Annotated in this window: 23 protein-coding genes; 11 read left to right on the top strand and 12 right to left on the bottom strand. The window is 69.1% G+C overall.

All coding sequences use genetic code 11. The annotated features are described in order from the left end of the window. The first annotated feature begins 2 nt into the window (after window positions 1–2). Window positions 3–779 carry a carboxymuconolactone decarboxylase family protein gene (locus OQ789_RS17670; protein WP_324687438.1) on the top strand — a complete coding sequence of 259 codons (777 nt, stop codon included), beginning with the start codon at window positions 3–5 and terminating at the stop codon, window positions 777–779. Between the two features lie 112 nt (window positions 780–891). Here the strand turns inward: OQ789_RS17670 and OQ789_RS17665 are convergent, their stop codons facing one another. The 3 genes from OQ789_RS17665 to OQ789_RS17655 form a co-directional block, all read right to left on the bottom strand. After that, complete coding sequence (locus OQ789_RS17665; RefSeq protein WP_324687339.1) at window positions 892–1,836, bottom strand: cytochrome c oxidase assembly protein; 945 nt, start codon at window positions 1,834–1,836, stop codon at window positions 892–894. Window positions 1,837–1,866: 30 nt separating this feature from the next. Beyond that, complete coding sequence (locus OQ789_RS17660) at window positions 1,867–2,211, bottom strand: DUF732 domain-containing protein (protein WP_324687337.1); 345 nt, start codon at window positions 2,209–2,211, stop codon at window positions 1,867–1,869. 278 nt (window positions 2,212–2,489) lie between these two features. Beyond that, on the bottom strand, window positions 2,490–2,858 hold the full coding sequence (locus tag OQ789_RS17655) for a DUF732 domain-containing protein (RefSeq protein ID WP_324687335.1): 369 nt from the start codon (window positions 2,856–2,858) through the stop codon (window positions 2,490–2,492). 127 nt (window positions 2,859–2,985) lie between these two features. Between OQ789_RS17655 and OQ789_RS17650 the strand changes: the two genes are divergently transcribed. Both OQ789_RS17650 and OQ789_RS17645 read left to right on the top strand, forming a co-directional pair. Next, a complete protein-coding gene (locus OQ789_RS17650; RefSeq protein WP_324687437.1) occupies window positions 2,986–3,510 on the top strand; it encodes a hypothetical protein in 525 nt (174 codons plus the stop codon). After that, entirely contained in the window at window positions 3,498–4,058 is a 561-nt protein-coding gene (locus OQ789_RS17645) for a GNAT family N-acetyltransferase (RefSeq protein ID WP_324687334.1), read from the top strand. The genes OQ789_RS17650 and OQ789_RS17645 overlap by 13 nt, the downstream gene beginning before the upstream one ends. Here OQ789_RS17645 and zapE read toward each other — a convergent pair. After that, window positions 4,024–5,145: a cell division protein ZapE gene (gene zapE / locus OQ789_RS17640; protein ID WP_324687333.1), complete on the bottom strand. Its 1,122-nt coding sequence runs from the start codon at window positions 5,143–5,145 to the stop codon at window positions 4,024–4,026. The two genes, OQ789_RS17645 and zapE, sit on opposite strands and share 35 nt — an antisense overlap. Here zapE and OQ789_RS17635 point away from each other — a divergent pair. Genes OQ789_RS17635 through msrB form a run of 4 tightly spaced genes read left to right on the top strand, consistent with a single transcriptional unit; the run spans window position 5,144 to window position 9,322 of the window. Next, window positions 5,144–5,932, top strand: a complete 789-nt coding sequence (locus tag OQ789_RS17635; RefSeq protein WP_324687332.1) for a pyrimidine reductase family protein — start codon at window positions 5,144–5,146, stop codon at window positions 5,930–5,932. The two genes, zapE and OQ789_RS17635, sit on opposite strands and share 2 nt — an antisense overlap. Before the next feature lie 14 nt (window positions 5,933–5,946). Beyond that, window positions 5,947–7,512 carry an alpha/beta fold hydrolase gene (locus tag OQ789_RS17630; protein WP_324687331.1) on the top strand — a complete coding sequence of 522 codons (1,566 nt, stop codon included), beginning with the start codon at window positions 5,947–5,949 and terminating at the stop codon, window positions 7,510–7,512. 28 nt (window positions 7,513–7,540) lie between these two features. Next, window positions 7,541–8,881: an arabinofuranan 3-O-arabinosyltransferase gene (gene aftC, locus OQ789_RS17625; protein ID WP_324687330.1), complete on the top strand. Its 1,341-nt coding sequence runs from the start codon at window positions 7,541–7,543 to the stop codon at window positions 8,879–8,881. A gap of 15 nt (window positions 8,882–8,896) precedes the next feature. Beyond that, entirely contained in the window at window positions 8,897–9,322 is a 426-nt protein-coding gene (msrB, locus tag OQ789_RS17620) for a peptide-methionine (R)-S-oxide reductase MsrB (RefSeq protein WP_420716142.1), read from the top strand. 201 nt (window positions 9,323–9,523) lie between these two features. Here the strand turns inward: msrB and OQ789_RS17615 are convergent, their stop codons facing one another. The 4 genes from OQ789_RS17615 to hemE are packed head-to-tail and all read right to left on the bottom strand — an operon-like array spanning window position 9,524 to window position 13,375. Then, a complete protein-coding gene (locus tag OQ789_RS17615) occupies window positions 9,524–10,276 on the bottom strand; it encodes a class I SAM-dependent methyltransferase (RefSeq protein ID WP_324687329.1) in 753 nt (250 codons plus the stop codon). Then, the gene (gene hemQ / locus OQ789_RS17610) at window positions 10,273–10,968 is read right to left on the bottom strand and encodes a hydrogen peroxide-dependent heme synthase (protein ID WP_324687328.1); all 696 of its coding nucleotides are present in this window, start codon (window positions 10,966–10,968) and stop codon (window positions 10,273–10,275) included. The genes OQ789_RS17615 and hemQ overlap by 4 nt, the downstream gene beginning before the upstream one ends. A 5-nt stretch (window positions 10,969–10,973) precedes the next feature. Next, window positions 10,974–12,329 (bottom strand): protoporphyrinogen oxidase, encoded by a 1,356-nt coding sequence (locus tag OQ789_RS17605; RefSeq protein ID WP_324687327.1) that lies wholly within the window; start codon window positions 12,327–12,329, stop codon window positions 10,974–10,976. Beyond that, window positions 12,326–13,375 (bottom strand): uroporphyrinogen decarboxylase, encoded by a 1,050-nt coding sequence (gene hemE / locus OQ789_RS17600; RefSeq protein ID WP_324687326.1) that lies wholly within the window; start codon window positions 13,373–13,375, stop codon window positions 12,326–12,328. Before hemE ends, OQ789_RS17605 begins: the two co-directional genes overlap by 4 nt. Window positions 13,376–13,464: 89 nt before the next feature. Between hemE and OQ789_RS17595 the strand changes: the two genes are divergently transcribed. From OQ789_RS17595 to OQ789_RS17585, 3 genes are all read left to right on the top strand, one after another. After that, window positions 13,465–14,274: an enoyl-CoA hydratase/isomerase family protein gene (locus OQ789_RS17595; RefSeq protein WP_324687325.1), complete on the top strand. Its 810-nt coding sequence runs from the start codon at window positions 13,465–13,467 to the stop codon at window positions 14,272–14,274. A 217-nt stretch (window positions 14,275–14,491) separates the two neighbouring features. Then, window positions 14,492–15,028 (top strand): DUF3000 domain-containing protein, encoded by a 537-nt coding sequence (locus tag OQ789_RS17590; protein ID WP_324687435.1) that lies wholly within the window; start codon window positions 14,492–14,494, stop codon window positions 15,026–15,028. A 1-nt stretch (window position 15,029) separates the two neighbouring features. Further along, window positions 15,030–16,334 carry a ribonuclease D gene (locus OQ789_RS17585; RefSeq protein WP_324687324.1) on the top strand — a complete coding sequence of 435 codons (1,305 nt, stop codon included), beginning with the start codon at window positions 15,030–15,032 and terminating at the stop codon, window positions 16,332–16,334. Here the strand turns inward: OQ789_RS17585 and dxs are convergent. Genes dxs through OQ789_RS17565 form a run of 4 tightly spaced genes read right to left on the bottom strand, consistent with a single transcriptional unit; the run spans window position 16,331 to window position 23,006 of the window. Further along, window positions 16,331–18,256, bottom strand: coding sequence for a 1-deoxy-D-xylulose-5-phosphate synthase (dxs, locus tag OQ789_RS17580; protein ID WP_324687323.1), 1,926 nt, complete (start codon window positions 18,254–18,256; stop codon window positions 16,331–16,333). The genes OQ789_RS17585 and dxs overlap by 4 nt on opposite strands. Window positions 18,257–18,314: 58 nt before the next feature. After that, window positions 18,315–19,778: a cation:proton antiporter gene (locus OQ789_RS17575; RefSeq protein WP_324687322.1), complete on the bottom strand. Its 1,464-nt coding sequence runs from the start codon at window positions 19,776–19,778 to the stop codon at window positions 18,315–18,317. A gap of 25 nt (window positions 19,779–19,803) precedes the next feature. Beyond that, window positions 19,804–21,015 (bottom strand): class I SAM-dependent RNA methyltransferase, encoded by a 1,212-nt coding sequence (locus tag OQ789_RS17570; RefSeq protein ID WP_420716141.1) that lies wholly within the window; start codon window positions 21,013–21,015, stop codon window positions 19,804–19,806. Further along, window positions 21,012–23,006: an APC family permease gene (locus OQ789_RS17565; protein WP_324687321.1), complete on the bottom strand. Its 1,995-nt coding sequence runs from the start codon at window positions 23,004–23,006 to the stop codon at window positions 21,012–21,014. Before OQ789_RS17565 ends, OQ789_RS17570 begins: the two co-directional genes overlap by 4 nt. A gap of 126 nt (window positions 23,007–23,132) precedes the next feature. Between OQ789_RS17565 and OQ789_RS17560 the strand changes: the two genes are divergently transcribed. After that, window positions 23,133–23,798 (top strand): TrkA family potassium uptake protein, encoded by a 666-nt coding sequence (locus OQ789_RS17560; protein ID WP_324687433.1) that lies wholly within the window; start codon window positions 23,133–23,135, stop codon window positions 23,796–23,798. Window positions 23,799–23,819: the final 21 nt, after the last annotated feature.

Raw genomic sequence — 23,819 nt, 5'->3', positions numbered from 1 at the left:
GGATGCGCACCTTCGCCGAGGTGATGACGATCGACCCGCCCGATGGCGACAGCCCGTACGCGCGCGGCTTGATTGACTTCGTCTTCGGCGAGGTGTGGTCGCGGCCGGGCCTGAGCCGCCGTGATCGACGCTTCGTTACCCTGGCCTGTGTCGCGGCCGCCGACGCGCAAGCCCCCCTCGAGCAGCACGTGTACGCCGCACTCAACAGCGGCGACCTCACCATCACCGAAATACGGGAGACCGTCCTGCATTTCGCCGTCTACGCGGGCTGGCCCAAGGCGTCGCGGTTCAACATCGCGGTGGATCTGCAATGGGCCAGGATCGCGGAGGAGCGCGGTGAGCCGGCCCCTCCCCCCGAACCCCTGCTGCCGCTGGCCACCGCCAGCGACCCCGAGCAGCGGTTACAGGGCGGCGAGGAGTCGTTCAAGGAGATCAACTGCATGCCGTTCGCGCCGATGCGCGACAACCCCTACTCGGGAGCCGGCATTTTGAACTTCGTCTTCGGCGAGATGTGGCTGCGCCCCGGGCTGGGGATGAAGGAACGCCGCCTCGTCACCGTCGCCTGTGTCGCCTTCCAGGATGCCGAAATCCCGATCATGTCCCACGTATACGCGGCGCTCAAGAGTGGCGACGTCGCGTTCGAGGAGATGGACGAACTCGCGCTGCAGTTCGCGGCGTACTACGGCTGCGCCAAGGCCGACTACCTCAACCAGGTGATCGCGGACCAGAAACAACGGGTGGCTGCCGAGAACCGGGCCGACCACATCCCCGTCGGCTGACTTGCACCACAATGGAGGAACCGCAGTCAAGGCAACCGCGTCCTCGCCGCCGCTCTCGGTGGCGTTACTCGTTGGCGAAGAACGCATTACCACGCGCCGCCCAGGTGTGACGTCAGCCGCGACGGAACCGCTCCCGCAGCTGCGGATCGTTCTCCCACCAAAGCCCCGACGGCGCAGTACCTTCGGTGGCGTTCGTCTTCGCCTCGGCCTCGTCCAGTGCGGCGTCCACGTCGACGGCGTGGGCTTTCTCGTCGCGCGACATCGCGCGCATCAGCAGCAGAACGAACGGCCAGCCCACCAGATCCCCCAGGATCCACCAGACGCCGGCGCCGATCGTCTGGTCGAGGCGCGGATTCGGGCCCCAAGACCGTTGCAGCCCGGCGTAATACGCCGCGCCAATCAACGAGCCCTGCCAGAGGACCAACCCCAGGACACCGTCGCCGAGCGCCTCGGCGACGGTGATCAGCAGCGAGATCGACTGCGGGTAGCGGTGGGGCACAGGGTCTTCCTGCAGCCGGGCGTAGAAGTAGCCGAAGCCTAAGACCACCAACAGGATTCGCGTCGGCGCGCCGATCCACTCGTCGCGCAGGGCGGCGGTGTACCACGGCGTCAGGTACAGCAACCAGGGGGTGGCGAGCATCGCCGCCGAGGTGGTCGCCGGATGGACGAGCGCCCGCGCAAACCGGCTCGCCACCCATCGATCGATGCGGTCGCGGCCCTCCGGGCCGGCGGCGTTGCGAAAGACGGTGACCGGCTTGGCCTGCGCGAGGAACAGCGGCACCACGTAGAGCAGCAACAACACCTGCAGCGCGCGCACCCAGAACAGGACGTATGCGTAGGCGCCGAGCGCGCTGACCGTGGCCAGCAACCAGACCAGCATCCCGGCGCCGAAGCAGGCGGCGTTCGCACCGCGGGCGCAACGTCCGGTGTCGCGACCGCGCCGGAAGCACCACGCGTATCCCGCGGTGAGCACCGCGACGACGGCCGCGCAGACGAGGTCGGCATGCCAGGTCTGCACGGCCGCGGCCCACGTCAGCGGTCCGGGATCGGCGCGCACGGCCACCAGCCTATTGCGGCCCCAACCGATTCAGTTGCCTGCGGCGCCGTCCGGCTTCGAACCGCGTTCCTCGCCGGTGATGTATTTCGGGCAGTAATGGGTGGCCGCAAGGTAGGTGAACTTGGCCGCGCTGGCGCCCTGGAAGGCCGGGTTCTGGTTGCGCAGGTCCGTCACGATCTTCGCGTCCGACTGCCCGTCGTCGAGCAGCTCACACACCGACTTGCCGATGGTGATCGCATTGCCGCCGTCCTGATAGGTGATGCCGACGTCGCGAAGGTCTTTGAGAAAATCCTGATCGTTGTCGACGTCCGCGACTGCCGGCGCGGCCAGCACGATCATGGCCGCCAGGCAGCTCAGCCCCAAGAGAAATCGCATAACGCAGTGATTGTCGCAAACCTGCCGACGATCGGCATCTCGCCGCCGCGCGCCCGGCACACCCGGATCTCCGCCCGGCCCGAATCTCGGCGCACCAAATGGCTGCGATATGCCCGCCGATGAAATAGAGACAGATGGCAGCGCCCGGGGCCTAAATGGCCGGCGCAGGTCCGCGGATTTTCGCCGTTCGAAACGTACCGACAAAGTGTTATAAGCAGGTTTCGCGAACGTGCGGAATTGTAAATCCCGGATCGCTCACCGACGGCCGCCGGATTCTCTCAGGGGGTGCCGGCGGGCGTTGCGCCAGGACCGCTGGCGGGGGTGGCGCTGGGGGTCGCCGCGGTGCTGCTCGTCACCTGGTCCGGGCAGTATGCGTTGGCGGCGATGGCCGCAAACATGTTGGCATGATCGTCGCTCAACCCCGAGTTCTTGGATTCCAGCGTGCTCACCACATCCGGCATCTCCGTTCCGCCTTTGACGGTCGTGCAGACCCACTTGCCCGCTCCGACAGCCTTATCCGGGTCGGAATAGGTGATACCGGCCTTGTCCAGCGAAGCGATGAATGCGTCATCGGTGCTATCGGCATGCGCCGGAACGGCCATACCGATTACGGCGGCAAAGCCTGCCAAAGCGAGAAAGAGCTTCATGAATTGATGATCCTTCCAGAGCGGCGATGAAAGTGCATCTCGTGATCGACCCTCCCCGCGACGCCGACCGTGTGCGATCATGCGAGGGTTCCCCGCAACGGCGCCGAGGAGGCACGACATGGCGAAGATGCACCGCTGGCTGATGGTCGCGTCCGCCTTGGTGATTGCCGCCGCCGGCGTCATCGCCGTCGGCGCCGCGCCGCCGCCGCGCGCTTGGGCCGGCGACGCGCCCATCGGCCACATCGGTGACACGCTGCGCGTGGACAACGGCACGTTCATCGCCGACGTCACCGTGAGCGGGGTGGCGCCCTGCGACCCGCCGCCCGGATTCGGCTACACCCGCGAGGGCACCTTCCGCGGCTTTCCCGGCAGCAGCGTCGAACGCGCCGACGTGACCATTCGCGCGATCCGCGTGCCCAACCCGTACGTGATGGCGACCGTGATGGATTTCAACGGCGTGACCCCCAACGCCGACGCGTACAAGCCGCGGGCCTCCGATGCGCCCGACGCGCTGGACAACGTGCTCGTCAACGCCCCGAACGGGGCGATCGTGCGCGGCGGCGTGTACTGGGACGCCTACCGCGATCCCGTCTCCGCCGTCATCCTGCTGGACAAGAAGACGGGCTATCACCTGGCGCAGTGGAACCTCTGACAGGAACGTTCCAGATCGCGCCGGCGAACCCCGGTGACACGCAGGAACTGGCTGCCGTTGCGGCACAGACCTTTCCGCTGGCGTGCCCGCCCGCGGCCGGCGCGGACGACATCGCGTCGTTCATCGGCGCCAACCTGTCCGGCAACCGGTTCGAGGAGTACCTCGGCGACCCGGACCGCGCCGTCGTCACCGCGCGTCACGACGGCCGGATCATCGGTTACGCCATGCTCGTTCGCGGCGTCTCCGACCACGCCGGCGTACAGCGGGCCCTGCGACTGCGCCCGGCGGCCGAGCTGTCGAAGATCTATGTCCTGCCCGAATTCCACCGCGGCGGGGCGGCCGCGGCGCTGATGGAACGCGTGCTGACCGTCGCGTTTGACTGGGGCGTTCGCTGCGTGTGGCTGGGCGTGAATCGGGCAAACCAACGCGCGCAACGCTTTTACCGCAAGTGGGGCTTCACCGTCGCCGGCACCAGGACGTTTCAGCTGGGCACCGCAGTCGAGAGCGACTACGTCATGATTCGCGAGCTGCGTCAGCCGCGGCGGTAAGCGCCAGAAGCCGGGAAGTGGCCCGCAGGTACTTCTTTCGGTATCCCCCGGCCAGCATCTCCTCGCTGAAGATGGTGTCCAGCTTGGCACCCGAGGCCACCACCGGGATGCCAGCGTCATAGAGCCGGTCGGTCAGCGACACCAGCCGCAGCGCGACGTTCTGGTCGTCGATGCCGTGGACACCGGTGATGAACACCGCCGTCACCCCCTCGATCAGGGTCAGGTACCGCGACGGGTGCATGGTGGCCAGGTGTGCGCACAACTCGTCGAAGTCGTCGAGCGTCGCGCCGTACACTCGGGCGGCGCGCGCGGCGACCTCGTCGTCGGACAGCGGCCGCGGCGCGGGCGGCAGGCCGCGATGCCGGTAGTCGGGCCCCTCAATTCGTACCGTTGTGAAAATGCTTGCCAGCGTGTTAATTTCGCGCAGAAAATCCTGCGCCGCGAAGCGGCCCTCGCCGAGCTGCTCCGGCAGCGTATTAGAGGTGGCGGCCACCGAGACGCCGCGATCGACCAGCGACGAGAGCAGCCGCGCGATCAGCGTGGTGTTGCCCGGATCGTCGAGTTCGAATTCGTCGATACAGACTGCCGTGTAGCCGGCCAGGAGGTCGATGCACTCGGCGAAACCGAACACCCCTGCCAGTTGGGTCAGCTCACCGAACGTCGCGAATGCCTTGGGAGCCAGGCCATCCGGTGACCCGACCGGGCCATCGCCCGGCAACTCGTAGTAGGCCGACGCCAGCAGGTGCGTCTTGCCCACGCCGAACCCGCCGTCCAGGTACAGCCCGATACCGGGAAGAATTCCCCTGCGGCCCAGCAGCTTTCGCCGGCCGGCGCGTCGCTCGACCGCCCGCCGGCAAAAGTCCAGGCATGCCGCCACCGCGGCGGCCTGCGTCGGCTCCGCCGGATCAGGCCGATAGGTCGCGAAACTCACGTCGGCGAAGGTCGGGGGCGGTCGCAACTGGGCGATCAGCCGCTCCGGCGACACCGTCGGGTTCCGGTCCACCAGCCGGGCCACGCCGCCCGGAGCGCCCGCGAAGGTGGACCCGTGCATGCAGGAACTGTAGCGGCGTGCTGCAATCAGACTCATGCCCGACTCTGGCGGCCCCGAGAGCCTCGCGACGTCGGAGACGCCGCTCTCGCTGCTCGGTTCGGTACGCGGACTCGACGACGGCGACCTGCCCAGGCTTTACGGCTATCCCGAACACGACGGGACCTGGGTCCGGGCCAACTTCATCACCAGCGTCGACGGTGGGGCCACCTCGGGCGGCAGCAGCGGCGCGATGGGCGGCCCCGGCGACCGGTTCGTCTTCAACCTGCTGCGCGAACTCGCCGACGTCATCGTGGTGGGCGCGGGCACGGTACGCATCGAGGGCTACTCCGGCGCCCACCTCGGCGCCGGCGAGCGTCAGCGGCGCCAGGCCCGCGGACAAAGCGAGGTCCCGCAACTGGCGATCGTGAGCGGCTCGGGCCATCTCAACCGGGACATGACGGTGTTCACCCGCACCGAGGTGGCGCCGCTGGTGCTCACCTGCACCGCGGCGGTCGAGCAGACGCAGCGCGCGCTCAGCGGGCTGTGCGAGGTGCTCGATTGCTCCGGCCGCGATCCCGAGCGGGTCGACGAGGCCGCCCTATTGGCCGCCCTGGCCGCGCGCGGCATGCGCCGCATCCTCACCGAGGGCGGCCCCACCCTGCTGGACTCGCTGATGCGGTGCGACCTGCTCGACGAGCTGTGCTTGACCATCGCCCCCTGCCTCGTCGGCGGCCAGGCCAGACGCATCGCGACCGGCGCCGGGCAGCTGCTCACCCGGATGCGCTGCGCCCACGTCCTGACCGACGACGCCGGCTACCTTTACACCCGCTACGTCAAGGCCTAGCTACTGTGGTCGGCATGAGTCGGCCGTACACGTGCGCCACGATCCTGGTCGCGGTGACCGCGTTGCTGGCCGGCTGCGTTCCCGGGCTGGCCGCCGACCCGCGGTTCGCCACCAATTCCGGTGCGGGCCCGCAGGGGGCGGCGCCCCCGAAGCCGCCGCCCGCCGGCCCGCCGCCGATCGCCGCACCCAAGAACGACCTGGCGTGGCACGACTGCACGTCACGGGTGTTCGCCGACGCGGCGGTCCCCGTCGCCGCCGGCGTCCAATTGGATTGCGCGAACTACGACGCCGACCTGGACCCGGTCAACGGCGGGGGCGGCACCCTGAGCATCGGCGTGGTGCGCGCCCGCTCGCTGCAGACGCCCCCGGACGCCGGTCCGCTGGTCTTCACCACCGGCTCCGACCTGCCGTCCTCGGCGCAATTGCCGGTCTGGCTGTCGCGGGCGGGCGCCGACGTGCTCACCACCCACCCCGTCGTCGCCGTCGATCGCCGCGGGATCGGGATGTCGAGCCCCATCGACTGCCGGGACAAATTCGACCGTCAGCAGATGCGCGACCAGTCGCAATTCCAGACCGGCGACGACCCGGTGGCCAACCTCTCCGAGGTCTCCAACACCGCCACCACCAATTGCGGCGACGCGGTCGGGATCGGCCCGAACGCGTCCTCCTACGACGATGCTCACGCCGCCTTCGACATCGAGCGGCTGCGCAGCTTGTGGGACGTGCCCACCCTCGCGCTGGTCGGCATCGGCAACGGCGCGCAGGTGGCGCTGGCCTACGCCGGAACGCGGCCGGACAAGGTGGCCCGCTTGATCCTCGACTCCCCGGTCGCGTTGGGCACCAACGCCGAAGCCGTCGCCGAACAACAGGTCAAGGGCCAGCAGTCCGCCCTCGACGCCTTCGCCGCGCAGTGCATCGCGGTGAACTGCGCGCTGGGCGCGGACCCGAAGGGCGCCGTCAGCGCCCTGCTGGCAGACGCGCGCGCGGGCAAGGGTCCCGGTGGCGCGTCGGTGGCGCAGGTGGCCAACGCCATCACCGTCGCGCTCGGCTATCCCGCGGGCGGCCGCGTCAACGCGACCACCAACCTGGCCAATGTCCTCGCGGGCGCCCGCTCCGGCGACACCAACGCGCTGAACAGCCTGATCAACCACGCCAACGGCGTCCGGGACTCCGACGGCCAGTTCGTCAACGTGTGCAGCGACACGGTCAACCGCCCCACGCCGGACCGGGTGCGCGAACTCGTCGTCGCCTGGGGCAAGCTCTACCCGGACTTCGGTACCGTCGCCGCGCTCAACATGGTCAAGTGCGTGCACTGGCCCACCGGCTCGCCGCCGCCCACACCCAAGACGCTGAAGGTCGACGTGCTGCTGCTCGGTGTGCAACACGACCCGATCGTCGGCACCGACGGCGTTGCGGCCACCGCGGCCAGCATCATCAACGCCAGCGCGGCCAGCAAGCGGGTGATGTGGCAGGGCATCGGCCACGGCGCCAGCATCTTCTCGGACTGCGCCGTTCCGCCGCTGATCGGCTATCTCAACAGCGGCAAATTGCCCAACACCGACACGTACTGCCCGGCCTGACACTGCTTTCCGGCGTCCGCGCGCGCCGGTGTACGGTGCGCTGGTGACGGCAGCTGAATCGACCCGAACCGGCTTGCGCGATCGGACCCTGGCAGCTTTTGGTCCCCGCACCGGCGCGCCGAGCGTCGCGACCGTGCTACGGGCGGCGTTGTGGCCGGCAGCCATCTTCTCGGTACTGCACCGCAGCATCATCCTGACGCTCAACGGCAACATCACCGACGACTTCAAGCCGGTGTACCGGGCGGTGCTGAACTTCCGGCACGGCTGGGACATCTACAACGAGCACTTCGACTACGTCGACCCGCACTACCTGTACCCGCCGGGCGGCACGCTGCTGATGGCGCCGTTCGGGTACCTGCCATTCACGCCGTCGCGCTTCCTGTTCATCCTGATCAACACCGTGGCTATCCTGATCGCCTGGTACCTGCTGCTGCGGATGTTCAGGTTCACGCTGGCTTCGGTGGCCGCGCCCGCCCTGCTGCTTGCCATGTTCTGCACCGAAAGCGTGACCAGCACCCTGGTGTTCACCAACATCAACGGCTGCGTCCTGCTCGCCGAGGTGTTGTTCCTGCGGTGGCTGCTGGACGAGAGGGTGAGCCGGCAGTGGTGGGCCGGCTTGGTGATCGGCCTGACGCTCACCCTCAAACCCGTGCTGGGCCCGCTGCTGTTGCTGCCGCTGCTGAATCGCCAGTGGCGGACGCTCGTGCCGGCGATTGCGGTCCCGGTGGCGATCAACCTCGCCGCCTGGCCCCTGGTCAGTGACCCGATGGACTTCGTCACCAAGACCCTGCCGTACATCGGCGGCACCCGCGACTACTTCAACAGCTCCATCGAGGGCAACGGCGTGTACTTCGGCCTGCCCACCTGGCTGATCGTGTTCATGCGAATCCTGTTCGTGCTGCTTGCGATCGGCGCGCTCTGGCTGCTCTACCGCTACTACCGCACCCGGGACCCGCTGTTCTGGATCACCAGCTCGTCGGGTGTGCTGCTGCTGTGCTCCTGGCTGGTGCTGCCGCTGGCCCAGGGCTACTACTCGATGATGCTGTTCCCGTTCTTGATGACGGTGGTGCTGCAGAACTCGCTGATCCGCAACTGGCCGGCCTGGCTGGGGATCTATGGCTTCATGACGCTGGATGACTGGCTGATCTACCGGGCGATGCGCTACGGCCGCGCACTGCACTACCTGAAGATCACCTACGGCTGGTCGTTGTTGCTGATCGTCGCCTTCACCGTGCTGTTGTTCCGCTATCTGGACGCCAGAGCCGAGAACCGGCTGGAGGATGGCATCGATCCGGGCTGGCTGACGGCCGAGCGCCGCGCGGTGATCGCAAGCGCGGCGCAGCCGGGCGCAGCGGGTCACCGCCAATAGCGCTAGCGTGGATGCATGACTTCCCCCGACGTGTCGCAGGCCAAGGTGCAGCTCAGCGATGATGAGTGGCGCAAGAAACTGAGCCCGGAAGAGTTCCATGTGCTGCGCCGGGCCGGCACCGAGCGGCCCTTCACCGGCGAATACACCGACATCAAAACCGAAGGTGTGTATCAGTGCCGGGCCTGCGGTGCCGAATTGTTCCGCAGCACAGAGAAATTCGAGTCGCATTGCGGCTGGCCGTCGTTCTTTGACCCGGCTCAGTCCGACGCGGTGATCCTGCGGCCCGACCACTCGATGGGCACGACGCGCACCGAGGTGCTGTGCGCGAACTGCCACAGCCACCTGGGTCATGTGTTCGCCGGTGAGGGCTACCCGACGCCGACGGATCAGCGCTATTGCATCAACTCGGTCTCGCTGCGCCTGGTGCCGGCGGGCGGGTAGCCCGCGGGTCGTTTCCCAGACGCCTCAAGAGTCCCGCGCTGACCGGGCATGCTGATTGCCCGCCTCTGAGCGACAATTCAGCGACAACCGCGCCAGCTGTGCGACCTCCTATCCGGGTTGTCGCTACGAGGCGGGCAAAAACCCACTTCCCTCCAGCGGTGGCAACGGTGACACGTGGGCCCGAGCCGCCGTCGGCCCGCGTCAATCCACCCGGGTGGCGTGCACTTCCCAGAACGGCGCATGCGTCCGCTCGCCCTCGAGCCACGGCTCGATCACCCGGAAGCGCTCTAGCAGCTTCTCCGCCTGGTCGGCCATGTCCGGGTTGCGCTGGGCCATCGCCTCGATGGACTCGGAGCTGACGTTGACCCGGTAGGTGGTGGTGCCCAGATAAGTGATCTCCCAGCCGGCGTCGGGAAGCACGTCGCGAAAGTCGTTCTCGGACAACGACCGCAGCATCTTGAAGCCATTGACGTTGTGTGCACCGAACTCGAACATGTACAGCCGCGCGCCGGGCTTGGTGGCGCGGTGCAGCGCCCGCACATAGGAACGGCGCAGTTCGGGTTCGGTGCTGAAGGTGTGGTAGAAGGCGCAGTCGACCACCGTGTCGAAGCGGCCATCGAACCCGTCCAGCTTCGTGGCGTCGGCCAATTCGAAATCGACCGACACCCCGGCCTTGGCGGCGTTCTCCCGGGCGCGCTCGATGGCGGCCGCCGAGCCGTCGATACCGGTCGCCGCATACCCCTGGGACGCGTAATAGATGGCGTGATGGCCGGGGCCGGTGCCCGGGTCGAGCACCTCACCCCTGACGGCGCCCAGCGCGACGAGTTGCTGGACGGCCGGCTGCGGGCCGCCGATATCCCACGGTGTGGCGGCCGGCAGGCCGTGCGCCGTCCGCGGGTCGCGGTACATCTGCTCGAAACGGGTGGGATCGTTGGGGTCGAATGGCGTTGTCACGGCAGGGCATTCACCAGCTGCTCGACCGCCACCCGGGGGCCGGTGAAGAACGGTGTCTCCTCGCGAGTGTGCCGTCGGGCGTCCGTGGCGCGCAGTTCGCGCATCAGGTCGACGATCCGGTGCAGTTCGGGCGCCTCGAAGGCCAGCAGCCATTCGTAGTCGCCGAGCGCGAACGCCGGAACCGTGTTGGCGCGCACGTCCTTGTATTCGCGCGCGGCCATGCCGTGCTCGGCGAGCATGCGCCGGCGTTCCTCGTCGGGCAGCAGGTACCACTCGTAGGACCGCACGAAGGGATACACGCAGATGTAGGCGCCGGGTTCCTCACCGGCCAAGAACGCCGGGATGTGGCTCTTGTTGAACTCTGCCGGGCGATGCAGTGCCACACTGCTCCACACGGGCGAACTGGCACGCCCCAGCGCCGTGGTACGCCGGAAATCGGCGTAGGTCGCCTGCAGCGCCTCGACGCGTTCGGCGTGGGTCCAGATCATGAAGTCGGCGTCGGCCCGCAGCCCCGCGACGTCATACAGACCGCGCACCACGACCCCGCGCTCCTCCTGCCGTTTGAAAAACGTCCTCGCTTCGTCGATGACGTCGTCGCGCTGTTCGCCGAGCTCACCCGGCTCGACGGAGAACACCGAGAACATCAGGTAGCGGATCGTGGAGTTGAGCGAGTCGTAGTCGAGCTTGGCCATGGAACCTATCGTGCCACTTGCGCTTGCAGCGCCTCGACCGCGCGCCCGGCCGCGCCGACGCAGGCCGGCACGCCGATGCCGTCCAGGTAGCTGCCCGCCACGGCCAGCCCGGGCGGCAGGCCGGCGCGCACCTCGGCGACCAGATCGGCGTGGCCGGGCCCGTATTGGGGCATCGCATCGATCCAGCGCCGGATCCGGACGTCGAGGGGCTCGACGGTCAGCCCGAACACGGTGGACAGGTCGCCCAACGCCCAGGTCAACAACTCGTCGTCGGACGTGTCGGCGGCCACGCGATCACCGAACCGCCCGAACGACAGCCGCAGCAGCTGCGGCCCGCCGCGCACGCCCCACTTTCTCGACGACAGCGTGATGGCCTTGGCCCGCAACCGCTCACCGGTGGCCACCAGCACGCCCGAACACTCGGGGAACGCGGTGTCGCCCGGCACGGCCAGCGCCATCACCACCGACGACGCACTCGTGATGCGCCCGGCGGCGGCGACGGTGCGCGGCGCGATCTCGGCCAGCAGGCGGCAACACTGCCCGGCCGGCACGGCCAGCACCACCCCGTCCGCGACCCGGCGGGCGCCGGTGTCATCGACCACCGACCACCCGGCGTCGACACGCTCGACCCGTGACACCGCGGCCTGCACCCACCGCGGGCGGCCGCGAGCGACCAGCTCGTCGACCAGCAGCCGGTAGCCGCCCTCGATCGCCCCGAACACCGGTGCGCCGGTGGCCGGCGGCAGCGCGCGCTCCACGGCGCCGGTCAGGCTGGTAGCGCCGCTGTCGAGCGCCGCCGCGACCGTCGGGGCGGCCGCGCGCAGGCCGATGGTGGCCGCCGAGCCCGCGTAGACCCCGCTCAGCAGCGGATCCACCGACCGGGACACCACCTGGTCGCCGAAGCGCTCGCCTACCAGGTCAGCCACGGCGGGGTCGTCGCCCGCCTCCCACGGCAGCGGGCGGGAAGGCTCGGCCTCGATGCGGGCCACCGTGGCCGGGTCGACCAGCCCGGCCACCGACGCCGGCGACGACGGGATCCCGACCACGGTGTGGGCGGGCAGCGCACGCAACTCCTGCCCGCTGTAGATCAGCGGGCGTGCGCCGCTCGAAACCCGTTGGAAATCAGCTAGATTCAGTTCCGACAGCAGCGCGGGCAGCTCGGGGCGGCGCAGCACGAAAGCCTCGGCACCCAGATCCATCGGCACCCCGCCGACCACCTCTGTGCGCAGCACGCCGCCGAGCCTGTCGCCCGGGTCGAGCAGCGTGATGACGGCGTCGTCGCCGGCGGCCATGCGGAGCCGGTAGGCCGCCGTTAAACCCGAAATGCCACCCCCCACAACACAATACGAGGGTTTGCTCATAGGGAGTGAACCAGCGACACCAGATCGGTCAGCACACCGGGATCCGTTTCGGGCAGCACACCGTGGCCGAGGTTGAAGACGTGGCCCGCCGCGCCGGCGTCCACGGCGCGCCGCCCGTCGTCGACGACCGCGCGCGCCGCGCGCTCCACCACCGGCCATCCCGCCAGCACCACCACCGGATCGAGGTTGCCCTGCAACGCCGTCCCGGGTTGCACGCGGGCGGCCGCGTCGGCCAAAGACGTCCGCCAGTCCACGCCCACCACGTTCGCGCCGACCGAGGACATCGCACCCAGCAGTTCGGCGGTGCCGACGCCGAAGTGGGTCATCGGCACGCCGAAGTCGGCCAGCGCGGCGAACACCCGGGAGCTGTGCGGCTGCACGTAGGCGCGGTAATTCGCCAGGGACAGCGCCCCGGCCCACGAGTCGAACACCTGGATGGCATCCACTCCGGCCTCCAGCTGCACCCGCAGGAAGCCCACGGTGATGTCGGTCAGCCTCTCCATGAGCGCGTGCCAGGTCTGCGGCTCGGCCAGCATCATCGCCTTGGTCCGCGCGTGGTGGCGACTGGGACCGCCCTCGATCAGATACGACGCCAGGGTGAACGGGGCACCCGCGAAGCCGATCAGCGCAACATCGCCGAGGGCGTTCACCAGCAGCGACACCGCATCCGATATCGGCTGAACCCGCTGTCGCTCAAGGGGTTTGATCGCCTCGACATCGGCGGCGGTGCGTATCGGCGACTCGATCACCGGCCCGACCCCGGCGACGATGTCCAAGTCGATGCCCGCACCGAGCAGCGGCACCACGATGTCGGAGAACAGGATCGCCGCGTCGACGTCGTGGCGGCGCACCGGCTGCAGGGTGATCTCGCAGACCAGCCCGGCGTCGAAGCAGGCCGACAGCATGTCGGTCTGGGCACGCAGCTCCCGGTATTCGGGCAGCGAGCGACCGGCCTGCCGCATGAACCACACCGGAATCCGGTTCGGTTTGCGGCCACTCACGGCGGCCAGATACGGCGACTCGGGAAGGTCGCGGCGAGTACTCATCAGCCTCAATGCTGCCATGACCGCGGAACACCGAACGCCGCTGCGTACTATCGACGACCGCAACCGATTGAAACGTCAGGAGCTCGGAGATGCCCGTCAGCCAGCCCCCAGTGAGTTACGACGAGTTCGGAAGCCTCCGCCGTGAGCTCGGCGACAACGGCGTGCTGACGCTGGTTCTCGACTCCCCGGGGCTGAATTCGGTGGGCCCGCAGATGCACCGCGACCTCGCCGACATCTGGCCGGTGATCGACCGCGACCCGGCCGTGCGCGCGGTCCTGGTGCGCGGCGAGGGCAAGGCCTTCTCCTCCGGCGGCAGCTTCGAGCTGATCGACGAGACCATCAACGACTACGAGGGCCGAATCCGCATCATGCGCGAAGCCCGCGACCTGGTGCACAACATGATCAACTGCGACACCCCCGTGGTGTCGGCGATCCGCGGCCCGGCGGTGGGCGCGGGCCTGGTGGTTGCCCTGCTCGCCGACATCTCGGTCGCGGGCCGCACCGCGAAGCTCATCGACGGGCACACCAAGCTCGGCGTGGCGGCCGGCGATCACGCCGCGATCTGCTGGCCGTTGCTGGTCGGCATGGCCAAGGCCAAGTACTACCTGCTGACCTGCGAGACGCTGGTCGGTGAGGAGGCCGAACGGATCGGGCTGGTGTCTACCTGCGTCGACGATGACGACGTGCTGGCCACCGCCACCCGCATCGCCGACAACCTGGCGCAGGGCGCGCAGAACGCGATCCGGTGGACCAAGCGCAGCCTCAACCACTGGTACCGCATGATGGGTCCCACCTTCGAGACCTCGGTGGGCCTGGAATTCCTCAGCTTCAGCGGCCCCGACGTGCAGGAAGGCCTGGCGGCGCACCGCGAGAAACGCCAGGCCCGTTTCCCCCGCTGACTGCGCTGAGCTGCACATATAGGTTTGGTGGAGGCTCGGTAACGGCTTGGTCGCGGCGGGTTTGAAACGCGGCGCGCCTGTCGCGGCGTGTCGGGCGGTAGGTCTACCGTCGATCCCTGTGACCCGTGCCGCAACGACGCAGAACGGTCGGGAAGGACAGGAGCGCAGCCCAGTGACCTCATCCGAACCGGCCCCCTTCCGCGAGGCGGTGGCGGCGATGAACGCCGTCGTCGTGCGGCCGGAGATCGAGTTGGGTCCCATCCGGCCGCCGCAACGCTTGGCTCCCCACAGTTACGCCCTGGGCGCCGAGGTCAAACATCCCGATCGTGACATCATTCCGGAGCGTTCCGACGGCGACGCCTTCGGACGGCTGATCCTGCTGTACGACCCCGAGGGGGCCGACGCGTGGGACGGCACCATCCGCATGGTCGCCTACATCCAGGCCGACCTTGACCCCAGTGAGGCGGTCGACCCGCTGCTGCCCGAAGTAGCGTGGAGCTGGCTAGTCGAGGCACTGGAGTCACGCATGGAGCACATCATCGCCCTGGGCGGCACCGTCACCGCCACCACATCGGTGCGCTACGGAGACATCTCCGGGCCGCCACGCGCGCACCAGCTCGAGCTGCGCGCGTCGTGGACAGCGTCGTCGCCCGCCGTCGGCGGGCACGTCGAGGCGTTCTGCGAGGTACTGGAGCACGCCGCGGGTCTGCCGCCCGCGGGAGTCACCGACCTGAGCTCGCGGTCACGCGCCTAGCATGGGTGACCCGTCGGCCGACGGGTCGGGCGGCGCCGCGTCTGCCGGCGCCGGCGCCGACCCCGTCCCCACCCCGCTGCCGCACCCCGCCGAGGGCGTCCCGCCCATCTCGGTGAGCGTCGATGACATCAGGGCGGCCGCGCAGCAACTGGGCCGCGGGCACGGGCCCTTCGCCGTCGACGCCGAGCGGGCATCGGGGTTCCGCTACTCCAACCGGGCCTATTTGATCCAGGTCCGGCGAGCCGGCTCCGGCACCGTACTGGTGGATCCGGTGAGCCATGGCGGTGATCCGCTCGAGGCCATGCGGCCGGTGGCCGAGGTGCTCGGCGACGGGGAATGGATCCTGCACTCCGCCGATCAGGACCTGCCGTGTCTGGCGGAGGTGGGCTTGCGGCCGCCGGCGCTGTACGACACCGAGCTCGCCGGACGGCTGGCCGGGTTCGACCGGGTGAACCTGGCGACCATGGTCGAACGGCTGCTGGGCTTCGGGCTGGCCAAGGGCCACGGCGCGGCCGACTGGTCCAAGCGCCCGCTGCCCGCCGAATGGCTCAACTATGCCGCCCTGGACGTCGAACTGCTCATCGAGCTGCGCGCGGCGATCGCCGACGTTCTGGCGGAACAAGGCAAAACCGGTTGGGCCGCACAGGAATTCGACTACCTGCGCGACACGGGATCGAAGGATCCAGGTGCCGCCGTGCGACGGGACCGGTGGCGGCGAACGTCGGGCATCCATCGGGTGCGCGACCAGCGCGGGCTGGCCGCGGTCCGCGAATTGTGGTTGACGCGTGACCGGATCGCGCAGCGCCGCGACATCGCACCACGCCGCATCCTGCCCGACTCGGCCATCATCGATGCCGCCCTGGCCAATCCGACCACCGTGGAGGAACTCGTCGCTCTGCCCGTATTCGGTGGGCGCAATCAGCGGCGCAGCGCCGCGACATGGCTGGCGGCGCTGGACGAGGCCCGACGGAACAAGAACCCGCCCGGGGACGGCGAGCCGCCCAACGGTCCGCCCCCGCCGGCGCGGTGGAGCAGGCGCAAACCCGAGGCCGCCGCCCGGCTGGAGGCCGCGCGCTCGGCGCTGTCGGAGATCTCCGAGCGAGTCAACGTCCCGACCGAGAACCTGGTCTCGCCGGACCTGGTGCGACGGCTGTGCTGGGACTGGGTGGACACTCGTGACCCGTTCGACGCCGTCGAGACGTTTCTGCGCGCCGGGCAGGCCCGGCCGTGGCAGCGCGAGCTGGTGGATCCGGTGCTGGCCCGGGCGCTGCGGGGGCCGCCCGCAGAACCCGGCGATGAGGGCTAATCGAGGTGTTCGTGAATCTCCGCTTCGGCGACGCCGCTGCCCAGCGCGGCGACCCAACCGGTGATGCGGCGGGCCACGTCCTGGTCGGTCAGCGCCAGATCTGACAGCAGCTCACTGCGGGAGGCGTGCTCGTAGAACCGCTGCGGCAGTCCGACGTCGCGGCAGGGAACGTCGATCTCTGCGCGGCGCAGGGCGGCGCACACCGCCGAACCGACCCCGCCGTTGACCCCGTTGTCCTCGCACGTGACGACGAGCTTGTGCCCGGCCGCCAGTTCCACCACCGTCTCCGACACGGGGAGCACCCAGCGCGGGTCGATCACCGTGACGCCGATCCCCTGGTCCTGTAGCCGCCTGGCCACCGCCAGCGCCATCGGCACGAACGCGCCGACACCGATCAGCAGCACGTCGTGGTGGCACCCGGCGGCCGGGACCGCCAGCACGTCGACGGCCGACAGACCGGATCCGCGCCGCTCGAGCGCCGGCATGTCCTCGCCCACATCACCTTTGGGGAAGCGCAGCGCCGTGGGGCCGTCGTCGACGTCGAGCGCCTCCCCGAGCTCCTCGCGCAGCCGGGTGGCGTCGCGGGGTGCAGCCACCCGCATGCCGGGCACGATGCCCAGCATTGACATGTCCCACATCCCGTTGTGGCTGGCGCCGTCGGAACCGGTGATGCCCGCCCGGTCGAGGACCATCGTGACGGGCAGCTCGTGCAGCGCCACGTCCATCATGATCTGGTCGAAGGCCCGGTTGAGGAACGTCGAATAGATGGCCACCACCGGGTGCATGCCGCCCATCGCCAGGCCGGCCGCCGACGTCATCGCGTGCTGTTCGGCGATGCCGACGTCGAACAGGCGGTCCGGGAACTGCTGCCCGAACGGCGTCAGCCCGGTCGGGCCGGGCATGGCGGCGGTGATGGCCACGATGTCGCGGCGCTTCCTCGCGTAGCCGATGAGGGCGTCGGAGAACGTCGCCGTCCAGCCGGGCCCGGCCACCTTGGTCGCCTTGCCGGTGACCGGGTCGATGACTCCGCAGGAGTGCATCTGCTCGGCTTCGTCGTCCTCGGCCGGCGCGAAGCCCATCCCCTTGCGGGTCACCACGTGCACGATCACCGGGTGGCCGAAACCGCGGGCGTGCCGCAGCGCGGCCTCCACCGCACGTTCGTCGTGCCCGTCGACCGGGCCCACATACTTCAGGCCCAGATCGGTGAACATCAGCTGCGGCGACAGCGAGTCCTTGATGCCGGCCTTGACGCTGTGCATGACGCGATAGGCGATCCTGCCGACCAGGGGCAGCGCGCGCAGCGCGTCGCGGCCCTTCTCCAGGGCCTGCTCGTAGGCCGGCTGCAGCCGCAGCGAGGCGAGATGGTCTGCGACGCCGCCGATCGTCGGGGCGTAGCTGCGGCCGTTGTCATTGACCACGATGATGACCGGGCGGCCGGAGGCCGCGATGTTGTTCAGCGCCTCCCAGCACATGCCGCCGGTGAGCGCGCCGTCGCCGACCACCGCGACCACGTGGCGATTGCGATGCCCGCTCAACTCGAAGGCCTTGGCCAGGCCGTCGGCGTAGGACAACGAGGCGCTGGCGTGGCTGGACTCGACCCAGTCGTGCTCGCTCTCGGCCCGCGACGGATATCCGGACAGCCCGCCCTTCTTGCGCAGGCTCTCGAAGTCGTGCGAACGGCCCGTCAGCATCTTGTGCACGTAGGCCTGATGGCCCGTGTCGAAGACGATCGGGTCGTGGGGCGAGTCGAACACCCGGTGCAGGGCCAGGGTCAGCTCGACCACGCCCAGATTGGGCCCGAGGTGTCCGCCCGTGGCAGCGACCTTGTGGATCAGGAACTGGCGAATCTCGGCGGCCAGTTCGCGAAGTTCATCCTGCGAAAGGTGCTGCAGATCGGCGGGCCCGCGGATCTTTTCCAGCATCCGGTCAGTCTACGCAGCACCCGGGCCGATGCCAGGCAAGCAGTTTGAGGCAGGCGGGCTACGCCGAGCCGAAAAGGTCGGTCAGGGTGCCGCGCAGTTCGGGATCCGCCAGGACGACGACCTCGTCGCCGGCCTGAAGTTCGGTGTCGCCCCGCACCGGCACCAGGCCGGTGCTGCGGACCACGATGCTCACCCAGATGTCGCCGACCCGGTCACCCAGACTTTCGACGGTGCAGCCCTCGGCGGCGGAACCAGAGACGACGCTGAGCCGATGGACCCCCTGCGGTTCGTCGGCGAGCCGCACACCGATCTCCCAGGGCCGGGTCTCCACCGTGCGCATGGACAGGCGGAGCATGCGGGCCACACCGGGCACCGCGCCGCCCTGCACCAGAACCGAGAAGACGACAACGACGACCACGATGCCGTACAGGCGTTCGGCGTCCGCGACATGAGCGGCTCGCAGGAACTCGCCCAGCAGGATCGGCACCGCGCCCTTGAGACCCGCGATGAGAATGAAGACGCGTTCGTTTCGCTCGAGCTGCACGCCGACCAGGCAGGCGCTCACCGCGAGCGGACGGATCAACACCGTGAGGGCCACACCGAGGATGAGCCCGGGGATCCACACGTCGGGGTGGGCGAGCACACCGAGGTCGACGGTCAGGCCCAGGACGGCGAAGGCCACGATCTCGGCGAGACCCGCCAGAGACGCGTGAAATCGCTTGATATCCGGCTTGTACGGGGCGCGGGCGTCGCCGATCACGATGCCGGCGACGAACACCGCCAGGAACCCCGAACCGTGCGCGAGCGTGGCCAACGCATACAGCATCAGGCAGCACGCCAGCGTGCGCAGCGAGTAGAGGCTTTCGCTGGGCAGGGCCACGCGCCGCATGAACACCAGCAGGGCCCGGCCCCCGATCACCCCGACGACCATGCCGATCACCATTTGCAGGACGAATTGGGTTCCCACACTGGCGAATCCGGCCGCGCTGAGCCCGCCGGCGGCGATCAGGCCGGACATCAGGGAGATGCCGACCGGGTCGTTGGTACCGGACTCGCCCTCCAGGATGGTGCTGCTGCGGCCGGCGATCTCGCGTTTGCCCAGCACCGAGAAGACCACCGCCGGATCGGTGGGGGCCACCGCGGTCGCCACGAGCACCGCCACATACCAACCGAGTCCACACACAAGATGGAGCAGCACCGCGGCCCCGGCGGCGACGAGGCCGGTACCCACGACCCCGACCGACAGTATGGGGGCGGCTGCCGCCCGAAACCGGGCCGGACCGATGTGCATGCCGCCGTCGAACAGCACCAACACCAGCGCGACGGTGATCACCCGCTCCACGGTCGGCTCGGACGGTTGCTGCACCACCGGCACCGCGTGCACCGCCACGGCCGCGCCCACCAGGACGAGCAAGGCGACCGGCACCTTCACCCGCTCGGTGAGACGGTTGGCCAACACCGCGATCAGACCGACCGCGCTGCAGAACAAGATGATCAGCGCGTAACGAAGAGTCTCGTTCACGAGGGCAACCGTCGCATATGTGCCATCAACGGGTCAGCAGCGCAATACATTCGGTGTGATGGGTCAGCGGGAAGGCGTCGAACACCCTGATCCGCTCGACGGTGTAGCCGTGCCTAAGGTAGATGCCGATGTCGCGCGCGAAAGATGCTGCCTCACAACCGATGTGCACCACCCGCGAGACGTCCGCGGCGGCCAGCAGGTCGATGATGTCGCGCCCCGCCCCCGCCCGCGGCGGATCCAGCACCGCCACGTCGGCACCGCCCCGTTGCGCCGCCAGCACGCGCCGCACCGAGTCGGTGACGACCTGCACCTGGGTCAGATCGGCGAGGGCGGCGCGGGCGGCCCGGGTCGACGCGCGCGAGGTGTCGACGCTGAGCACCCGTCCGGACCGGCCCACCGCTTCGCCGAGCACCGCGGCGAAAACTCCTGCGCCGCCGTACAAATCCCACGCACGCATCCCGGCGCCGGGCTGCGCCCAGTCGGCGACCAGTTCGCTGTACACGCCCGCGGCGGCGCGGTGCGCCTGCCAGAACGCGGTCACCGGCACACCCCAGCTGCGCCCCGCCACCCGCTGCACCGCCTCGTAGCTGCCCTCCACCACCTGGGCCACCGTTCGCCTGCCCTGCCGCAACGTGCGCACCACGTGGCGCGCGCCGTCGTCGTCGACGGCCAGGTGCAGCTGGGCGCCCGGCGGCCAGGCGGTCTCGGCGATCCCGTCGAGCATGCCGGGCGGCATTTGCGCACAGCGCAAATCGGTCACCAGCTCCTCGCTGTGATACCGGTGAAAGCCCGGGCGGCGGTGCGGGCCCACGTCGAGCCGCACGCGGGTGCGCCACCCGGTCGGCGCGGAATCCGCCAGCGGCTCGGCCTCTCCGCTCCACGCATGCCCGCCGAGGCGCTCGAGCTGATTGGCCACGATTTCGGCCTTGAGCGTGCGGGCCACCTCGGGCGCCGCGAACGCCAGGTCGCAGCAGCCGGCGCCGTCCACCCCGGCGATCGGGCACAGCGATGCGACGCGGCCGGGCGCCGCATCGACGACGTCGATAACCTCTGCGTGCCAATAGGATCCGCGATCCGCGGTGACCCGAACCCGCACCCGCTCGCCGGGCAGGGCGTAGCGGACGAACACCACCCGGCCTTCGTGGTGCGCGATGCAGCTGCCGCCGTTGGCCGGGGCATCGGTGGTCAGGGTCAGCTCCCCCATCGGCGGTGGCGCCGCGTGCGGTGCGCGGGTCAATCGAAGATTCCCCGGCGGGCGTCACCCGGCGCCACATGCGGCTGCAAGGTTTTGCGCCGCTCCGACGAACTCAGTTGCCAGGGAACCGAAGTGACCATGACGCCCGGCATGAACAGCAGGCGACCCTTGAGGCGAAGGGCGCTCTGGTTGTGCAACACCTGCTCCCACCAGTGGCCTACCACGTACTCCGGAATGAACACCGTCACCACCGTGCGCGGCGACTCCTCCCTGGCCCGTTTGACGTATTCCAACACGGGGCGGGTGACCTCACGATAGGGCGAGGCGATGACCTTGAGCGGGACGCTGATGTCGCTTTCTTCCCACTTATGCTGCAGTTCCCGGGTTTCCGCGTCGTCGACGCTGACCGTCACGGCCTCCAGCACGTCGGGCCGGGTGGCCCTCGCGTAGGCCAGCGCGCGCAACGTCGGCAGATGCAGCTTCGACACCAGCACCACGGCGTGATTACGGCTGGGCAGCACCACATCCTCCTGGCCGGCGGCCTGCTCCGCCAGTTCGCGGTTCACGGTGTTGTAGTGCCGGTGAATCATCTTCATGATTCCGAAGAGCAGGCTCATCGCGAACAACGCGATCCACGCCCCGGCCGCGAACTTGGTCACCAGGACCACCAACAACACCGTGCCGGTCGACAGCAATCCGACCGTGTTGACCGCCCGCGAGCGCATCATCTTGCGCCGCGCCCGCGGATCGGTTTCGTTGCGCAGCAATCGGGTCCAGTGCCGGACCATGCCGATCTGGCTCAGCGTGAACGAAATGAACACGCCGACGATGTACAGCTGGATCAGCGCGGTGACCTCGCCGCGGAACGCGATGATCGCCAGCAGCGCCGCCCCGGACAGAAACAGGATTCCGTTGGAGAACGCCAATCGGTCTCCGCGGGTGTGCAATTGGCGCGGTAGGTAGCTGTGCTGCGCCAGGATCGAGCCGAGCACCGGAAACCCGTTGAACGCCGTGTTGGCCGCCAGCACCAGGATGAGCGCGGTCACCGTGGCGATCAGCAGGAACCCGATGTGAAAGCTGCCGAAGACCGTCTGAGCGAGCTGGGTGACCAGGGTCTTCTGGTAGTAGCCCGGCGGCGCCCCACCCAACTGCGTCGCGGGGTCCTCGACGAGCTGAACCCCGATCTTCTGGGCCAGCACGATGATGCCCATCAGTAGGGTCACCGCAATACCGCCCAGCATCAGCAGGGTGGTCGCCGCGTTGCGCGACTTCGGTTTTTGAAACGCCGGAACCCCGTTGCTGATCGCCTCGACACCCGTCAGCGCCGCGCACCCCGAGGAGAACGACCGCGCCACCAGGAACGCCAATGCGAAGCCGACCACTTGGCCGTGCTCGGAATGCATCTGGAAGCCGGCGGACTCGGCCCGCAGCGGATTGCCCAGCACGAAGATCCGGAACAAGCCCCAGCCGATCATCACCAAAACGCCGACGATGAACGCATATGTGGGCACCGCGAACGCCAGCCCGGACTCACGCACGCCCCGCAGGTTCAGCGCCATCACCAACAGGATGGACACCACACAGAAGAACACCTTGTGCGCTGCCACGATCGGAATCGCCGAGCCGATGTTCGCCATGGCGGACGCCGTCGAGACCGCAACGGTCAGAACGTAATCCACCATCAGCGCGCTGGCGACCACGAGCCCGGCGGTGTCGCCGAGATTGGTGGTGACCACCTCGTAGTCGCCGCCGCCGGACGGGTAGGCATGCACGTTCTGCCGGTAGCTGGCCACCACCACCAGCATCACGGCGGCCACCGCGAGCCCGATCCACGGTGTCAGCGCGTAGGCCGTCACCCCGGCCACCGAGAGCATGAGGAAGACCTCCTCGGGCGCGTACGCCACCGAGGACAGCGCGTCGGACGCGAACACCGGCAAGGCGATCCGCTTGGGCAGCAGCGTGTGACTCAGCCGGTCGCTGCGGAACGGGCGACCGATAAGCAACCGACGGGTGGCGGTTGAAAGTTTGGACACGAGAGCCAAGAGTAAGCCCAGACGTGTTTGGCGGTAGCGTTCGTAGAAGAATGTTTGCCGACCGCAACGGCTCGCCGACGTGGGTTGCCGGTGGCGGGCTCAGGACGCGGCCGGGAGGACCTCGACGTGCGAGTAGTGGTGATGGGCTGCGGCCGGGTCGGATCGTCGGTCGCCGACGGGCTCTCACGCATCGGTCACGACGTCGCGGTCATCGACCGGGACAGCACCGCCTTCAACCGGCTCAGCCCGGAATACGCCGGCGAGCGTGTGCTGGGGCAGGGATTCGACCGAGATGTTCTGCTGAGGGCCCGCATCGAGGAAGCGGACGCGTTCGCCGCGGTGTCGTCCGGCGACAACTCCAACATCATCTCGGCGCGGCTGGCGCGGGAGACGTTCGGGGTCAAGCGGGTGGTGGCGCGCATCTACGACGCCAAGCGCGCCGAGGTGTACGAGCGGTTGGGCATCCCGACCATCGCGACCGTGCCCTGGACCACCGACCGCCTGCTCAACGCGCTGCTGCGCGACTCCGAGACGGCCAAGTGGCGCGACCCGACCGGCACCGTCGCGGTGTCCGAGGTCGTGTTGCACGAGGACTGGATCGGGCATCGGGTCACCGACCTCGAGCAGGCCACCGGCGCCCGGGTCGCGTTCCTGATCCGTTTCGGGGCCGGCGTGTTGCCGGAGCCCAAGTCGGTTATCCAGGCCGGCGACCAGGTGTACGTCGCCGCGATCTCCGGCCGCGCCGCCGAGGCGGTGGCCATCGCCGCGCTGCCGCCAAGCGAGGACCTCTGATGAGTGCGCACCAGGGGCGCA

It is taken from the genome of Mycobacterium sp. 94-17 (assembly GCF_035617725.1).
Lineage (GTDB): Bacteria > Actinomycetota > Actinomycetes > Mycobacteriales > Mycobacteriaceae > Mycobacterium.
This window is presented reverse-complemented; position numbering and strand designations above follow the sequence as displayed.

Bases quoted from the DNA above. Each gene is read 5' to 3' on its own strand.
- OQ789_RS17670 (WP_324687438.1), top strand. From the start codon at position 3: ATGCGCACCTTCGCCGAGGTGATGACGATCGACCCGCCCGATGGCGAC.
- OQ789_RS17660 (WP_324687337.1), bottom strand. From the start codon at position 2,211: ATGCGATTTCTCTTGGGGCTGAGCTGCCTGGCGGCCATGATCGTGCTG.
- OQ789_RS17655 (WP_324687335.1), bottom strand. From the start codon at position 2,858: ATGAAGCTCTTTCTCGCTTTGGCAGGCTTTGCCGCCGTAATCGGTATG.
- OQ789_RS17650 (WP_324687437.1), top strand. From the start codon at position 2,986: ATGCACCGCTGGCTGATGGTCGCGTCCGCCTTGGTGATTGCCGCCGCC.
- OQ789_RS17635 (WP_324687332.1), top strand. From the start codon at position 5,144: ATGCCCGACTCTGGCGGCCCCGAGAGCCTCGCGACGTCGGAGACGCCG.
- zapE (WP_324687333.1), bottom strand. From the start codon at position 5,145: ATGAGTCTGATTGCAGCACGCCGCTACAGTTCCTGCATGCACGGGTCC.
- OQ789_RS17630 (WP_324687331.1), top strand. From the start codon at position 5,947: ATGAGTCGGCCGTACACGTGCGCCACGATCCTGGTCGCGGTGACCGCG.
- msrB (WP_420716142.1), top strand. From the start codon at position 8,897: ATGACTTCCCCCGACGTGTCGCAGGCCAAGGTGCAGCTCAGCGATGAT.
- hemQ (WP_324687328.1), bottom strand. From the start codon at position 10,968: ATGGCCAAGCTCGACTACGACTCGCTCAACTCCACGATCCGCTACCTG.
- OQ789_RS17605 (WP_324687327.1), bottom strand. From the start codon at position 12,329: ATGAGCAAACCCTCGTATTGTGTTGTGGGGGGTGGCATTTCGGGTTTA.
- hemE (WP_324687326.1), bottom strand. From the start codon at position 13,375: ATGAGTACTCGCCGCGACCTTCCCGAGTCGCCGTATCTGGCCGCCGTG.
- OQ789_RS17595 (WP_324687325.1), top strand. From the start codon at position 13,465: ATGCCCGTCAGCCAGCCCCCAGTGAGTTACGACGAGTTCGGAAGCCTC.
- OQ789_RS17590 (WP_324687435.1), top strand. From the start codon at position 14,492: ATGAACGCCGTCGTCGTGCGGCCGGAGATCGAGTTGGGTCCCATCCGG.
- OQ789_RS17585 (WP_324687324.1), top strand. From the start codon at position 15,030: ATGGGTGACCCGTCGGCCGACGGGTCGGGCGGCGCCGCGTCTGCCGGC.
- dxs (WP_324687323.1), bottom strand. From the start codon at position 18,256: ATGCTGGAAAAGATCCGCGGGCCCGCCGATCTGCAGCACCTTTCGCAG.